The following is a 13,257-nucleotide window of genomic DNA, read 5'->3' on the forward strand; positions in this document are numbered from 1 at the left end:
CCATTGCGATGACGCATCAAGCATCAAGCGCTACGTGGACGACTCCCTCCCCCTTGTGGGGAGGGATAAAGGGTGGGGGTACGATCGTAGGGCGTGGGCGGCTGCCGCTCACAGCATCTCGCCATGACCAAGGGCCTCGACATCGTCACCTTCGGGTGCCGCATGAACACCTACGAATCCGAGGTGATGCGCCGCGAGGCGACCGAGGCTGGCCTCGGCGAACTTGACGGCGGCGCCATCGTCTTCAACACCTGTGCCGTGACATCCGAAGCCGTGCGCCAGGCACGGCAGGCAATCCGCAAGGCGCGGCGCGAAAACCCGCAGGCGCGCATCATCGTGACCGGCTGCGCCGCGCAGACCGAGCCCGGCACGTTCGTTGAAATGGGCGAGGTCGATCTCGTCCTTGGCAATGACGAGAAGCTCAAGAGCCACAACTACCGCGCCCTGCCCGATTTCGGCGTCAACCAGTTCGAGAAGGCGCGCGTCAACGACATCATGTCGGTGACCGAGACCGCCGGCCACATGGTCGACGCCATCGAGGGCCGCGCCCGCGCCTTCGTGCAGGTGCAGAACGGCTGCGACCACCGCTGCACCTTCTGCATCATCCCTTACGGTCGCGGCAATTCGCGCTCTGTGCCGATGGGTGCGGTGGTCGAGCAGGTCAAGCGCCTCGTCGGGAATGGCTATGCCGAGGTCGTGCTGACCGGTGTCGACATGACCAGCTATGGCGCGGACCTTCCAGGCAGCCCGCGTCTTGGAAAGCTCGTACGCACGATCCTGCGGCAGATCCCGGATCTTGCCCGTTTGCGGCTCTCCTCGATCGATTCCATCGAAGCCGACCCGGAGCTCATGGAGGCGATCGCGACCGAGGTGCGGCTGATGCCCCATCTGCACCTGTCGCTGCAGGCCGGCGACGACATGATCCTGAAGCGCATGAAGCGCCGGCACCTGCGCGACGATTCGATCCGCTTTTGCCAGGACGTTCGCAAGCTTCGCCCCGACATGGTCTTTGGCGCCGACATCATCGCCGGTTTCCCGACCGAGACCGAAGAGATGTTCGAGAACTCCCTGAAGATCGTCGACGAATGCGGTCTGACGCATCTGCACGTCTTTCCGTTTTCTCCCCGCGAGGGCACGCCCGCCGCGCGGATGCCGCAGGTCCGGCGCGAAATCGTCAAGGACCGCGCCGCGCGGCTGCGCGCCGTGGGCGACGCCGCCTATCGCGGCCATCTGGCAAAGCTGGCCGGCACGAGCCAGCGTGTCCTCGTCGAGCGCGACGGGATCGGCCGCACCGAAGGCTTCACCATGGCCGCCATCGATGCCGGCGCGCCGGGCGAGATCGTGGAAGTGGTCGTGACCGGCGATGACGGCGAGCGGCTGACTGCAATGACGCGCGCCAGGCGCGCCGCCTAAGGACATTCGATGGCCGGTTTCTTCAAGAAGATGTTCTCCTTCGGCCGCAAGGACGAAGCCGTAGCCGAGGAGACGCCGCGCGAGGAGATTGCCTCGACGACGGCCGGCCCCGCCGTCGATGCCCCGGCCCTGCCGGACTTCCTGCGCCAGCGCGCGGAAGAGCCCGAGCCGGCGCCCGTCCCGCCTGCGCCGCAGCCCGTCCCCGAAGTGCCGATCGAGACGCCGACCCAAGCCCCCGAACCGCGCGAAATTCCCGAGCCCGGGCCGGTCGCCCTTCCGCGCGAGCCGGAACCCGTTGCCCCGCCGTCGGAAGTGCCGGTCGACCCAGTCCCGGTCGAGGAACCGACGCCGGAGCCCGCGCCGGCCGAGGTTCCGCTGCCGCCGGCCGAAGTGCCTGAACCGCCAGCGGAAGTCCCGCCCGCGCCCGTCGAGACGCCGGCTGCGCCGCTGCCTGAGGTGACGCCCCAGCCAACCCCGGCTCCGCCGCCACCGCCGCAGGCCGACGCGCCGGCCGTTCCCGAATTCCTGAAGCGCACGGTCGAGACCGAGACCGACCCGTCCGCGCTGGTGCGCGTGTCGAAGACCGTGGAGCGCGGCCCCGCCGTAGCGCAGACTGCCGCGCCTGCCGTCCAGCGCCCATGGTTCGATCGGCTGCGCGACGGCCTGTCGCGTTCATCGCGCGAGCTGTCGACCAACATTTCGGGCGTTTTCACCAAGCGCAAGCTGGACGAGGACACGCTGCAGGATCTTGAAGACGTGCTCCTGCGCGCCGATCTCGGCATGGAAACCGCGATCCGCATTACCGATACCTTGAGCGAAGGCCGCTTCGGCCGCGACGTCTCGGACGCCGACGTGCGCGCGGTCATGGCGAGCGAGGTCGAGAAGGTGCTCGGCCCCGTCGCAAAGCCGCTCGAGCTGGATTTGTCGCACAAGCCGCACGTCATTCTCGTCGTCGGCGTCAACGGCACCGGCAAGACGACGACAATCGGCAAGCTTGCCGCCAAGCTCGTCGCGGGCGGGCTGAAGGTGACGCTTGGGGCAGGCGACACGTTCCGCGCGGCCGCCATCGAGCAGCTCAAGATCTGGGGCGAGCGCACCGGCTCCGAAGTCGTCGCCTCCAAGCTCGGAGCCGATGCGGCAGGCCTTGCCTGGGACGCCTTCGAGACGGCCAAGGCGAACGGCTCCGACGTTCTGATCATCGACACCGCCGGCCGGCTGCAGAACAAGGCGGAGCTGATGGCCGAGCTCGAAAAGATCGTCCGCGTCCTCGGCAAGCACGACGCGGAAGCGCCTCACACCGTGCTTCAGACCGTCGATGCCACGACCGGCCAGAACGCGATGAGCCAGGTCGAGATCTTCCGCAACGTGGCCGGCGTCAACGGCATCGTCATGACCAAGCTCGACGGCACCGCGCGCGGCGGTATTTTGGTCGCAATCGCCGCCAAATATCGCCTGCCTGTCTATTTCATCGGCGTCGGCGAAGGCGTCGACGATCTTGAACCCTTCGAAGCACGCGATTTCGCCCGAGCGATCGCTGGAGTGAATTGAGCATGAGCGAACGCATCATCGAACGCGAGCCGGGCGACCCGAAGAAGGGCGAGATCAATCCGCTTTTGAAGTTCGCACTCGAGCTCGGGCCGCTGCTCGTCTTCTTCTTCGCCAATCTGCGCGGCGAATGGCTGATCGACACCTTTCCGGCGCTGGGCTCGATCGGCGACCCGATCTTTCTCGCCACTTTCCTGTTCATGGTCGCGACCGCCGTCGCGCTCGCCGTTTCCTGGGCGCTGACGCGCACCTTGCCGATGATGCCGCTCGTCTCGGGCGTCGTCGTCCTGGTGTTCGGCGCGCTGACGCTCTATCTGCAGGACGAAATCTTCATCAAGATGAAGCCGACCATCGTCAACGGCCTTTTCGCCGCGGTGCTTCTCGGCGGGCTGATGTTCGGCAAGTCGCTGCTCGGCTACGTCTTCGAGGCCGCCTTCAGGCTCGACGCCGAGGGCTGGCGCAAACTGACCTTGCGCTGGGGCCTGTTCTTCGTCTTCCTCGCGATCCTCAACGAGGTCGTCTGGCGCAATTTCTCGACCGATTTCTGGGTCGCCTTCAAGGTCTGGGGAACGATGCCGGTCACCATCGCCTTCACGCTCTCCCAGATGCCGCTGATCATGCGCCATTCGCTACCCGAGCGCGACAAGAGCCAGCCTGCCGAATAGGGTCTCCGACATGGAATATATCACCAGCCGCGAAGGCCTGCGCGCGCACTACAAGCTGCCAGGCGACGGCGCCGTCCGCAAGGAACTGCCTGCGCTCGACGCCCATGCGCGACGCTTCGTGGAACGCTCTCCCTTCGTCATGATCGGCTCTTCGGACGGCGCCGGCAACGCTGACGTGACGCCCAAGGGCGACCGGCCCGGCTTCGTCGCGATCCTTGACGACCGCACGCTGGCGATCCCCGACCGGCCGGGCAACAATCGGCTCGACACCTGGGAAAACATCGTCGCCAACCCGGCGGTCGGCCTCCTCTTCCTCATTCCCGGCATGAACGAAACGCTGCGCGTCAACGGCATCGGCCGCATCACGGCCGACGCCGAGCTTTGCAACCGCCTTGGCGTCGACGGCAGACCGGCGATCAGCGCGCTCGTGGTCGAAATTCGCGCTTCCTACATGCATTGCGCCAAGGCGTTCATGCGTTCCGCGCTGTGGAAGCCGCAGACCTGGCCCGCCCGCGCCGAGATGCCGACGCTCGGCGAAATGCTGCGCGACCAGCTCGCGCTGTCCGTCGCCGCGTCGGACATCGATCGCGATCTGGACGACGCCTACAAAAAGTCGCTCTGGTAATATCCGCGTCACATCTGCCGGCGACATTCGACTGGACGACTGAAGGAGTGGAATTCGATGAAGATTGCGGTTCTGGGTGGTGACGGTTTCGTGGGCTGGCCGACGAGCCTGCACCTGTCGAATGCCGGCCACGAAATCCACATCCTCGACAACCTGTCGCGCCGCTGGATCGACACCGAGCTCGGCGTCCAGTCGCTGACGCCGATGGATTCGATCCAAGAGCGCACGCGCATCTGGTATCAGGAGACCGGCCGGCGCATCCATTTCCACCTGATCGACCTCGCCCGCGACTACGAGATCCTGAAGAACTGGCTCGCAAGCGAGCGCCCCGACGCCATCATCCACTTCGCCGAACAGCGCGCCGCGCCCTATTCGATGAAGTCGGACCGGCACAAGAACTACACGGTCAACAACAACGTCAACGCGACCCACAATCTCTTGAACGCGATGGTCGAGATCGGCCTCGACGCGCATCTGGTGCATCTGGGCACCATGGGCGTCTACGGTTATTCGACCGTCGGAGCGGCGATCCCCGAGGGCTACCTGCCCGTCGGCATCGACACGATGGCGGGCGAGACGGTGAAGCAGGATATCCTCTATCCGGCCAATCCCGGCTCGATCTACCACATGACCAAGTGCCTCGATCAGTTGCTCTTCCAGTTCTACGCCAAGAACGACGGGGTGCGGATCACCGACCTGCATCAGGGCATCGTCTGGGGCACGCACACCGACCAGACGCGGCGGCACGAGCAGCTCGTCAACCGCTTCGACTATGACGGCGATTACGGCACGGTGCTGAACCGCTTCCTGATCCAGGCCGCGATCGGCTACCCGCTGACGGTCCACGGCACGGGCGGCCAGACCCGCGCCTTCATCCACATCCAGGATTCGGTGCGCTGCATCGAGATCGCGCTGAAGAATGCGCCGAAGCGCGGCGACCGCGTGAAGATCTTCAACCAGATGACCGAGACGCACCGCGTGCGCGATCTTGCCGAACTGGTGGCGAAGATCGCCGGCGCCAAGGTCGCCTATCTTCCCAACCCGCGCAAGGAAGCGGCCGAAAACGATCTCGTCGTTCGCAACGAGCAGTTCATGGCGCTCGGCCTCGACCCGATCCGGCTCGCCGAAGGGCTCCTGTCGGAGGTCGTGGACGTCGCGAAGAAATACGCCTACCGCGTCGACCGCTCCCGCATCCCCGCCATTTCGGCCTGGACCAAAGACATCGCCCCGACACTCGACCGCGACCCGGAAGGCAAGGCGCTGAAGAGCGTTTCGTGAACGCTCGGGCCTACGCCACTCTCGTCACCAATTCCGACTACGTGCTCGGCGCGACGGCCCTCGTCCGCTCTTTGAAACTGACCGGGACGCAGGCCGACATCGTCGTCATGCACACCGGCGGCGTCGAGGCGGCCATGCTCGCGCCCCTCGTGGCGCTTGGCGCGAAACTTTGTCCGGCCGAACTCCTGCCCACTTCCGACGCGTTCAACGAACGCCATTCCCGCGCCCGCATCCATGCGGACAGACCCTTCACGAAAGGCCGCAAGCCCGACTTCCACACGCCGCTCGACAATTTCGCCAAGCTGCGGCTGTGGGAAATGGAGGAATACGAGCGCATCGTCTTCATTGATGCCGATGCGATCGTGATCCGCAACATCGACAGGCTCTTCTCCTATCCCGAATTCTCCGCTGCTCCGAACGTCTATGAGAGCCTTGCCGATTTTCACCGGATGAACTCCGGCGTCTTCGTGGCAAAGCCGTCGCGCGCGACATTCGAAGCGATGACCGCGCGCCTCGATGCGCCCGGCGCGCACTGGCCGCGCACCGACCAGACCTTCCTGCAGGAATTCTTTCCCGACTGGCACGGTCTGCCAGTGTTCGACAACATGCTGCAATATGTCTGGTTTGCCCTGCCGGCGCTGTGGGACTGGAAGTCCGTCCGCGTGATCCATTTCCAGTATGAAAAGCCATGGGAAGCAGACCATCCGAAAGCCGACAGGCTGCGCCCGCTGATCGATCTGTGGCGCGCCTACCTGACCGGCGAGAACATTCCGGACATCGACGCGCTGGCCAATCCGTCGCCATGAGCCGCATCCTTGTTACGGGCGGTTCGGGATATGTCGGCCGGTTCATCGTCGAGCGGTTCCTGGCCGACGGCGAAGAGGTGACGGTCTTCGGCCGCAGCGCGCCGCCGCCCGGCTTTTTCTCGAAGCCCGTTGGCTTCATCACCGGCAACCTCGAACCCGGCGCGTTTTCGCCGGCCCGGCTCGCCGGCTTCGATGCTGTCGTCCATGCGGCCTTCGACCATCTGCCGGGAAGGTATCGGGGCGGCGAGGGCAACGACCCGGACGGCTTCGTCCGACGCAACCGAGACGGCTCGATCGCGCTCTTTGCGGCGGCGAAACAAGCCGGCGTGGCGCGCGCGGCGTTCCTTTCCACGCGCGCCGTCTATGGCCCGAGAACACGAGCCACGTTGCTGACCGAGGACATGGCCGCCAGGCCGGACACGCTCTACGGACGGGTGAAGCTCGAGGCCGAAGAGGCGCTGGCCGCAATGGCGGACGCCGAATTCACGCCGGTCGTCCTGCGCGTCACCGGTGTCTACGGCCCTGCCGGTCCCGGTCGACGGCACAAATGGGCCGGGCTGTTCGACGATTACCTTGCCGGCAGGAAGATCGAACCCCGCGCGGGTACCGAGGTCCATGGCGACGACGTCGCCGCCGCCATCTGCATCGCGCTCGGCAGGGCAGCACCTGCGCTGGTCAACGTGTCCGACCTCGTGGTCGACCGACGCGATCTTCTCGCGATCGTCCAGGATGCGACCGGCTCGGCCCATCCGCTGCCGGAGCCGGCGGATGCGGCGGCGATCAACGCGATGGACTGCAGCCGGTTGCGCAGCCTTGGCTGGACGCCCGGCGGCCGGCCCTTGCTCGAACAAACCGTTCGCGCGCTTCTTGGCTGATCAGCTGCCGCGCGCCTTTTCGATCGCCGGCATCAGCCCGTCGCGCATCGATTCGACCGTGAACGGGCCGACATGCTTGTAGAGGATCGTGCCATCGGGACCGACGAGAAAGGTTTCCGGTACGCCATAGACGCCCCAGTCGATGGCGGTGCGTCCCGAGCCGTCGACGCCGATCGCGTCATAGGGATTGCCCAGTTCTGAAAGGAACCCCCGCGCCTGCTCGGCCCGGTCCTTGTAGTTCAGCCCGGCGATGACAAGGTTCTCGTCCCTGGACAGTTCCATCAATAGCGGATGTTCCTGCCGGCAGGGCGCGCACCACGACGCCCAGACATTGACGAGCGTGAGATTGCCGTCGAACGCGGCGCTTTCGATGCCGGGCAGAGGCGAACCCTCCAGCGGCGGCAGGTTCGTTTGCGGCGCCGGCGCCCCGATCAGCGCCGAGGGAACGACGGATGCGTCGCGCCCGGACAGAAGCTGGAAGAGGAAGATGCCCGCCAGCGCGAGGAAGAGCAGGAGCGGCAGGAGCGCCAGCCAGGGCAGGCGCTTCCTCGGCGTGGCCGTCTGCGTGCTCATGACTGCGCCTGCGAGCGCCGGCGCACGCCCCGCGCCTCAAGGTCGGCGAGTTCGCGCCGGCGCGCGCGATGATCGGCGGCGAGCCAGACCGCGATGCCGGCCAGCACCAGAATAGCAGCTCCGTAGGCGGCACTGACATAGGCGAGATGACTCATGCCCGCAGGTCCACATCGGCGCGGCGTGCAGCGAGACGGCGCATGGCAGCCACGCGGCGGCGCCAGATTTCAGTGCGCATCGCCGTCAGGTGGAAAGCGAGAAAGAGCAGCGTGAAGCCCACCGCCATGACGAGCAGCGGCCACAGCATCGAGGCGTGGATCGTCGGCCCGTCGAGGCGGATGACCGAGGCGGGCTGGTGCAGCGTGTTCCACCAGTCGACCGAGAACTTGATGATCGGGATGTTGACGAAGCCGACCAGCGTGACGATGGCCGCAGCCCTGGCCGAGCGCCCGGGATCGTCGAGCGCGCGGGTGAGCGCGATGATGCCCAGATACATGAGGAACAGCACGAAGACGGAAGTCAGCCGCGCATCCCACACCCACCATGTGCCCCACATCGGCTTGCCCCAGATGGAGCCGGTGGCGAGCGCCAGAAGCGTGAAGGCGGCGCCAAGCGGGGCGGCGGCCTTGAGCGCCACGTCGGCAAGCGGATGTCGCCAGACCAGCGTTCCGAGCGCCGAGATGGCCATCAGCGAATAGCACATCATGGACAACCACGCGAAAGGCACGTGGATGTACATGATCCGGACCGTGATGCCCTGCTGGTAGTCCTCCGGCGCGGAAAAGCTCATATAGAGGCCGACTGCGAGCGTCAGCGCGGCAAGGCCGTAGACCCATGGCAGCACGCGCTCGACGACGGCGATGAACCGGCTCGGGTTCGCCAAGTCTGTCAGGCTCGCAGGTGCGCTCGTCTCGCTCATCGCCTCCAAATAGACCGGCGGCGGGAAGGGCGCAATCGGCGCATGTTCACGGCCGTGTGCGTGAGTTCGTCGCGCAGCGCCCCTGTCAGGCCCCGACGAGCTTCAGCTTGGAATTGAACACGGCGAGCACGCGCTGCAGTTCGTGGCCGCGCTTGAGGATGACCCCATTCGCGCCAACGACCGAAAACGCGCCCTGCTTGCGCGCGAGCGCCGGCGTCTTGATGATCTGGAAGAGCGGAGTCTCGCTGGTGCGTCGAAAGACCGAGAACAGCGCGCGGTCTTTCAAATGGTCGATGGCATAATCACGCCATTCCCCGGCCGCGACCATCCTGCCATAGAGCCGCAGGATCATGTCGAGTTCGAGACGGTGAAAGGTGATGGGCAGCTCCAAGCGCTCGCGTCGGACTTCATGGAGCGGGATGAGTATTGCCGAGGCGTCGGTGCCTCCGCCATGTCCGCCTTCGGTCATCAGCGAACCTCCTCGTGACAGTTTCGCGACGGGCCAAGGGTCGCGCGGGCGCAGCGCGATTGCAAGGCAAAATGCGCCAGTTGCAGCATGGTCACACTTGCTTCACGACGCGGGACACCCTGTCCGAATTGGTGATGTTGGGACTTAGTTTCGCCACAATTAATCCCATTTGCCGCCCCAATCTGAAGACAGTCTGCACTCGTTGCCTGAGACGGTTCGGTCCGACCCGGTTTCCGTAACCCCAAGCCCCCCGCCCACGGGGCCGACGTCGGATCGAACCAACTCCGGTCAACAACCTCCCCCGAAAACACGCGCATTTCGCTCTGGTCAGGAGCCTGGCTGGTGGTGGATCATGGCCGCGCCGCGGATCGTGCCCGGCAGCCCATTGGGGTTGATCTCCTGCACGAAGACGGCGACGCCGCCCGTGCCCTTCTTCTGCAGGTCGTGCAGCGGCATGCGCAGTTCCTGGCTCCTGCCCTGCCACATGCCCGCGCTGTGGAAAGCCGTGACGGGATGGATGTAGCTTTGCGTCTGCCCCCGATTCACGCCCTGCGTGATGGCCACCTCCACCCGCTCGTCGAAATAGACGATCACGATGGCAGCCTCGGCCGCGGCCTTGCCCTCGCCGACATCGATGACCAGGCTGTCGTCGGTGAAGGACAGATCGACCGCGACCGGAAGCGAATGGCCCATCTGCGCACGGCGCAGCGCCGATTCGACCCGCGCTGGCTTGGAGCCTTTCACGTCGATCGAGCCGTTGACGACGATCTGCGGCGTATAGACCGAGCGGTTGCCGAACATGCGCGCGTAGTCGCGCTGGCGCTCGGTATGCTCGGGCCGCGCCAGCGTGTCTTTCCAGCCGAGATAGTCCCAGTAGTCGACGTGGAAGGCGAGTGCTACGACGTCGCCGCGTTCGGCCAGCTCTCTAAGCAGCGCATCGGCCTTCGGGCAGGAGTTGCAGCCCTGGCTGGTGAAAAGTTCCACCACCGCCACCGGACGGTCGACATCGGGCGTGGCCGAGACGGAAAATGCCCCGAGGCTGGCTATCGCGAAAGCGATGAGCCCGAATGCACTTCGCTTGCCCATGATCGTTCCGGTTGCGAGCGGTCGCGCCGGGATGGCGCCGCCAGACCGGGATAAGGTTAGGCGCAGCCGCACGTCAACGGAAAGTCACGTTGCGGTGAAAGTTTTGCGCCAAACGATGCCAATTGACGCCGTTTTCCGACTATTCGACGGTGTTTCGAGCCCGAAACGAAAAAAACCGGGGCGCAGGGCCCCGGTTTCGATCACGCGACCTTGATGGCCGGGCGGATGGGTCAGGCGGCGAGATCGCGCAGCACGTAGTGCAAGATTCCGCCATTCTTGAAGTAGTCGAGCTCGTCGAGCGTATCGATGCGGCACCAGACCGGAACGTCCCTCACCTGGCCGTCGGCATAGGTGATCTTCGCGGTCATGAGCTGGCGCGGCTTGAGCTGGTCGAGCCCTTCGATGGTGACGATCTCGTCACCCTTGAGGTTCAGGTCCTTCCAGCTCGTACCGTCCTCGAAGACGAACGGGATGACGCCCATGCCGACGAGATTGGAGCGGTGGATGCGCTCGAACGACTGTGCGATGACCGCGCGCACGCCCAGCAGGTTCGTGCCCTTGGCCGCCCAGTCGCGCGAAGAGCCGTTGCCGTATTCGACGCCGGCGATTACGACGAGCGGAACGCCCTCGGCCTTGTACTGCATGGCCGCGTCGTAGATCGACATCTCCTCTTTCGAGGGATAGTGGATCGTGTAGCCGCCTTCGCGTCCATTCTCGCCCAGCATGTGATTGCGGATGCGGATATTGGCGAAGGTGCCGCGCATCATCACTTCATGGTTGCCGCGACGCGTGCCGTACTGGTTGAAGTCGGTGACGCCGACGCCGTGATCGGTCAGGTACTTGCCGGCTGGCGAGGCTGCCTTGATCGAGCCGGCCGGCGAGATGTGGTCGGTCGTGATCTTGTCGCCAAACAGGCCGAGGATGCGCGCGCCGTCGATCGGAGCGACCTTGCCGTCGCCCTTTTTCTGCATGCCTTCGAAGTAGGGCGGGTTCTGCACATAGGTCGAATCATCGTCCCATGTGTAGGTCTGGCCCGACGGTGCCTGCACCTTCTGCCAGTTCTCGTCGCCCTTGAAGACGTCGGCATATTTCGACGCGAAGAGCTCGCGGGTCACGTTCTTGACGATGAAGTCCTGGATTTCGGCAGAGGTCGGCCAGATATCCTTCAGGAAGACGTCGTTGCCGTCCTTGTCCTGGCCGATTGGCTCCGTCGTCAGGTCTTTGGTGACCGTGCCGGCGAGTGCATAGGCGACCACGAGCGGCGGCGAGGCGAGGTAGTTCGCCTGCACGTCCGGCGAGACGCGGCCCTCGAAATTGCGGTTGCCGGAAAGAACGGCTGCCGCGATCAGGCCCTTGTCGTTGATGGTGTTGGAGATCGCCGGAGGCAAGGGACCCGAATTGCCGATGCAGGTCGTGCAGCCGAAGCCGACGAGGTTGAAGCCGATCTGATCGAGCTCCTTTTGCAGGCCCGCACGCTCCAGATACTCGGCGACCACCTGGGAGCCGGGCGCGAGCGAGGTCTTGACCCAGGGTTTCTGCTTGAGGCCGAGGCGGTTGGCGTTGCGCGCGACGAGACCGGCGGCGATCAGCACCGACGGGTTCGACGTGTTGGTGCAGGACGTGATGGCGGCGATGGCCACGTCGCCATGGCCGATGTCGTAGTCCTCGCCCTCGACGCCATAGCGGCGGTCGATGTCCGTCGTCTTCTTGTATTCCCCGCCAAGCGCTTCTGCGAAGCCGGTCGCGATGTTTTCCAGCGCCACGCGGCCTTCGGGACGCTTCGGGCCGGCCATCGAGGGAACGACGGTTTCCATGTCGAGCTCGAGCGTATCGGTGAAGACGAGGTGGGAACCGTCGCCGTCACGCCACATGCCCTGCGCCTTCGAATAGGCCTCGACCAGCGCGATGCGGTGCTTGTCGCGACCCGACATGGTCAGGTAGTTGACCGTCTCGCCGTCCACGGGGAAGAAGCCGCAGGTCGCGCCGTATTCGGGGCCCATATTGCCGATCGTCGCGCGGTCGGCGAGCGTCATGTTGCCGAGGCCCGAGCCGTAGAATTCGACGAACTTGCCCACGACGCCCTTCTTGCGCAGCATCTGGACGACGGTGAGCACGAGATCTGTCGCGGTGACGCCTTCCTTGAGCTTGCCGGTCAGCTTGAAGCCGACGACTTCCGGCAGGAGCATGGAAACCGGCTGGCCGAGCATCGCTGCCTCAGCCTCGATACCGCCAACGCCCCAGCCCAGGACGCCGAGGCCGTTGATCATGGTCGTGTGGCTGTCGGTGCCCACGCATGTGTCGGGATAGGCGACCGTCTCGCCATCCTCTTCCTTCGTCCACACGGTCTGGCCGAGATATTCGAGGTTGACCTGGTGGCAGATGCCGGTGCCGGGCGGCACGACGCGGAAATTGTCGAACGCCTGCTGGCCCCATTTCAGGAATTTGTAGCGCTCTTCGTTGCGCTGGTATTCGAGCTCGACATTACGCGCGAAAGCGCGCGGCGTACCGAATTCGTCGACGATGACCGAGTGGTCGATGACCAGATCGACGGGAACGAGCGGGTTGATCTTCTTCGGGTCGCCGCCGAGCGAGACCATCGCATCGCGCATCGCGGCGAGGTCGACGACGGCCGGAACGCCGGTGAAGTCCTGCATCAGGACGCGCGCCGGGCGGTAGGCGATCTCGACACCGGCCGTGCCCTTGTCGTCCAGCCATTGGGCTACCGCCTGAATCGATTCCTTGGTGACCGAACGGCCGTCCTCGTTGCGCAGCAGGTTTTCGAGCAGCACCTTCATCGAGAAGGGCAGCTTGGAAACGCCCGTCAGGCCGTTCTTCTCGGCTTCGATCAGGCTGTAGTAGGTGTACTGCGTGCCCGCCACCTCGAGCGTGCGGCGGCAATTGAAGCTGTCGAGAGATTTTGACACGTGCGTTCCCTAACTGTCGGTGCCGATGGGGGACGAACGCCAGTGTGCATCACGCGCAAAGGTGCGGGTACGGTCATTTCCG

The 13,257-nt window shown here is 65.1% G+C and carries 13 protein-coding genes; 7 read left to right on the forward strand and 6 right to left on the reverse strand.

From position 1 onward, the window contains the following. Positions 1 to 123 precede the first annotated feature (123 nt). From mtaB to GTK01_RS06955, 7 genes are read left to right on the forward strand one after another with little or no spacing between them, the layout of a single operon-like run. Positions 124 to 1,413, forward strand: a complete 1,290-nt coding sequence (gene mtaB, locus GTK01_RS06925) for a tRNA (N(6)-L-threonylcarbamoyladenosine(37)-C(2))-methylthiotransferase MtaB (RefSeq protein ID WP_252925141.1) — start codon at positions 124 to 126, stop codon at positions 1,411 to 1,413. 9 nt (positions 1,414 to 1,422) lie between these two features. Further along, positions 1,423 to 2,961, forward strand: a complete 1,539-nt coding sequence (gene ftsY / locus GTK01_RS06930; protein WP_252925142.1) for a signal recognition particle-docking protein FtsY — start codon at positions 1,423 to 1,425, stop codon at positions 2,959 to 2,961. Positions 2,962 to 2,963: 2 nt separating this feature from the next. Then, positions 2,964 to 3,623: a septation protein A gene (locus tag GTK01_RS06935; protein ID WP_252925143.1), complete on the forward strand. Its 660-nt coding sequence runs from the start codon at positions 2,964 to 2,966 to the stop codon at positions 3,621 to 3,623. Positions 3,624 to 3,633: 10 nt separating this feature from the next. Beyond that, positions 3,634 to 4,248 carry a pyridoxamine 5'-phosphate oxidase family protein gene (locus tag GTK01_RS06940; RefSeq protein WP_252925144.1) on the forward strand — a complete coding sequence of 205 codons (615 nt, stop codon included), beginning with the start codon at positions 3,634 to 3,636 and terminating at the stop codon, positions 4,246 to 4,248. A gap of 57 nt (positions 4,249 to 4,305) precedes the next feature. Then, the gene (locus GTK01_RS06945; RefSeq protein WP_252925145.1) at positions 4,306 to 5,526 is read left to right on the forward strand and encodes an NAD-dependent epimerase/dehydratase family protein; all 1,221 of its coding nucleotides are present in this window, start codon (positions 4,306 to 4,308) and stop codon (positions 5,524 to 5,526) included. Next, entirely contained in the window at positions 5,523 to 6,332 is an 810-nt protein-coding gene (locus tag GTK01_RS06950) for a glycosyltransferase (protein WP_252925146.1), read from the forward strand. Before GTK01_RS06945 ends, GTK01_RS06950 begins: the two co-directional genes overlap by 4 nt. Next, positions 6,329 to 7,207 carry an NAD(P)-dependent oxidoreductase gene (locus GTK01_RS06955; RefSeq protein ID WP_252925147.1) on the forward strand — a complete coding sequence of 293 codons (879 nt, stop codon included), beginning with the start codon at positions 6,329 to 6,331 and terminating at the stop codon, positions 7,205 to 7,207. The genes GTK01_RS06950 and GTK01_RS06955 overlap by 4 nt, the downstream gene beginning before the upstream one ends. Here the strand turns inward: GTK01_RS06955 and GTK01_RS06960 are convergent, their stop codons facing one another. The 6 genes from GTK01_RS06960 to acnA all read right to left on the reverse strand — a co-directional run bounded on the left by GTK01_RS06960 (position 7,208) and on the right by acnA (position 13,175). Beyond that, positions 7,208 to 7,780: a DsbE family thiol:disulfide interchange protein gene (locus GTK01_RS06960; protein ID WP_252925148.1), complete on the reverse strand. Its 573-nt coding sequence runs from the start codon at positions 7,778 to 7,780 to the stop codon at positions 7,208 to 7,210. Then, complete coding sequence (gene ccmD / locus GTK01_RS06965) at positions 7,777 to 7,935, reverse strand: heme exporter protein CcmD (RefSeq protein WP_252925149.1); 159 nt, start codon at positions 7,933 to 7,935, stop codon at positions 7,777 to 7,779. Before ccmD ends, GTK01_RS06960 begins: the two co-directional genes overlap by 4 nt. Next, complete coding sequence (locus GTK01_RS06970; RefSeq protein WP_252925150.1) at positions 7,932 to 8,696, reverse strand: heme ABC transporter permease; 765 nt, start codon at positions 8,694 to 8,696, stop codon at positions 7,932 to 7,934. The genes ccmD and GTK01_RS06970 overlap by 4 nt, the downstream gene beginning before the upstream one ends. An 85-nt stretch (positions 8,697 to 8,781) precedes the next feature. Next, complete coding sequence (locus GTK01_RS06975; RefSeq protein ID WP_252925151.1) at positions 8,782 to 9,165, reverse strand: DUF2794 domain-containing protein; 384 nt, start codon at positions 9,163 to 9,165, stop codon at positions 8,782 to 8,784. Between the two features lie 327 nt (positions 9,166 to 9,492). Beyond that, a complete protein-coding gene (locus tag GTK01_RS06980; RefSeq protein WP_252925152.1) occupies positions 9,493 to 10,251 on the reverse strand; it encodes a thioredoxin family protein in 759 nt (252 codons plus the stop codon). Positions 10,252 to 10,481: 230 nt separating this feature from the next. After that, positions 10,482 to 13,175, reverse strand: coding sequence for an aconitate hydratase AcnA (gene acnA, locus GTK01_RS06985; RefSeq protein WP_252925153.1), 2,694 nt, complete (start codon positions 13,173 to 13,175; stop codon positions 10,482 to 10,484). Between the last annotated feature and the right edge of the window lie 82 nt (positions 13,176 to 13,257).

It is taken from the genome of Aliihoeflea sp. 40Bstr573, from assembly GCF_024105655.1.
In the GTDB taxonomy this organism is placed as follows: Bacteria; Pseudomonadota; Alphaproteobacteria; order Rhizobiales; family Rhizobiaceae; genus Aliihoeflea.

Coding starts and splice junctions, on each gene's coding strand:
- GTK01_RS06955 (WP_252925147.1), top strand. CDS start 6,329: ATGAGCCGCATCCTTGTTACGGGCGGTTCGGGATATGTCGGCCGGTTC.
- GTK01_RS06975 (WP_252925151.1), bottom strand. CDS start 9,165: ATGACCGAAGGCGGACATGGCGGAGGCACCGACGCCTCGGCAATACTC.
- GTK01_RS06970 (WP_252925150.1), bottom strand. CDS start 8,696: ATGAGCGAGACGAGCGCACCTGCGAGCCTGACAGACTTGGCGAACCCG.
- GTK01_RS06960 (WP_252925148.1), bottom strand. CDS start 7,780: ATGAGCACGCAGACGGCCACGCCGAGGAAGCGCCTGCCCTGGCTGGCG.
- mtaB (WP_252925141.1), top strand. CDS start 124: ATGACCAAGGGCCTCGACATCGTCACCTTCGGGTGCCGCATGAACACC.
- GTK01_RS06980 (WP_252925152.1), bottom strand. CDS start 10,251: ATGGGCAAGCGAAGTGCATTCGGGCTCATCGCTTTCGCGATAGCCAGC.
- ftsY (WP_252925142.1), top strand. CDS start 1,423: ATGGCCGGTTTCTTCAAGAAGATGTTCTCCTTCGGCCGCAAGGACGAA.
- GTK01_RS06940 (WP_252925144.1), top strand. CDS start 3,634: ATGGAATATATCACCAGCCGCGAAGGCCTGCGCGCGCACTACAAGCTG.
- GTK01_RS06935 (WP_252925143.1), top strand. CDS start 2,964: ATGAGCGAACGCATCATCGAACGCGAGCCGGGCGACCCGAAGAAGGGC.
- GTK01_RS06945 (WP_252925145.1), top strand. CDS start 4,306: ATGAAGATTGCGGTTCTGGGTGGTGACGGTTTCGTGGGCTGGCCGACG.
- ccmD (WP_252925149.1), bottom strand. CDS start 7,935: ATGAGTCATCTCGCCTATGTCAGTGCCGCCTACGGAGCTGCTATTCTG.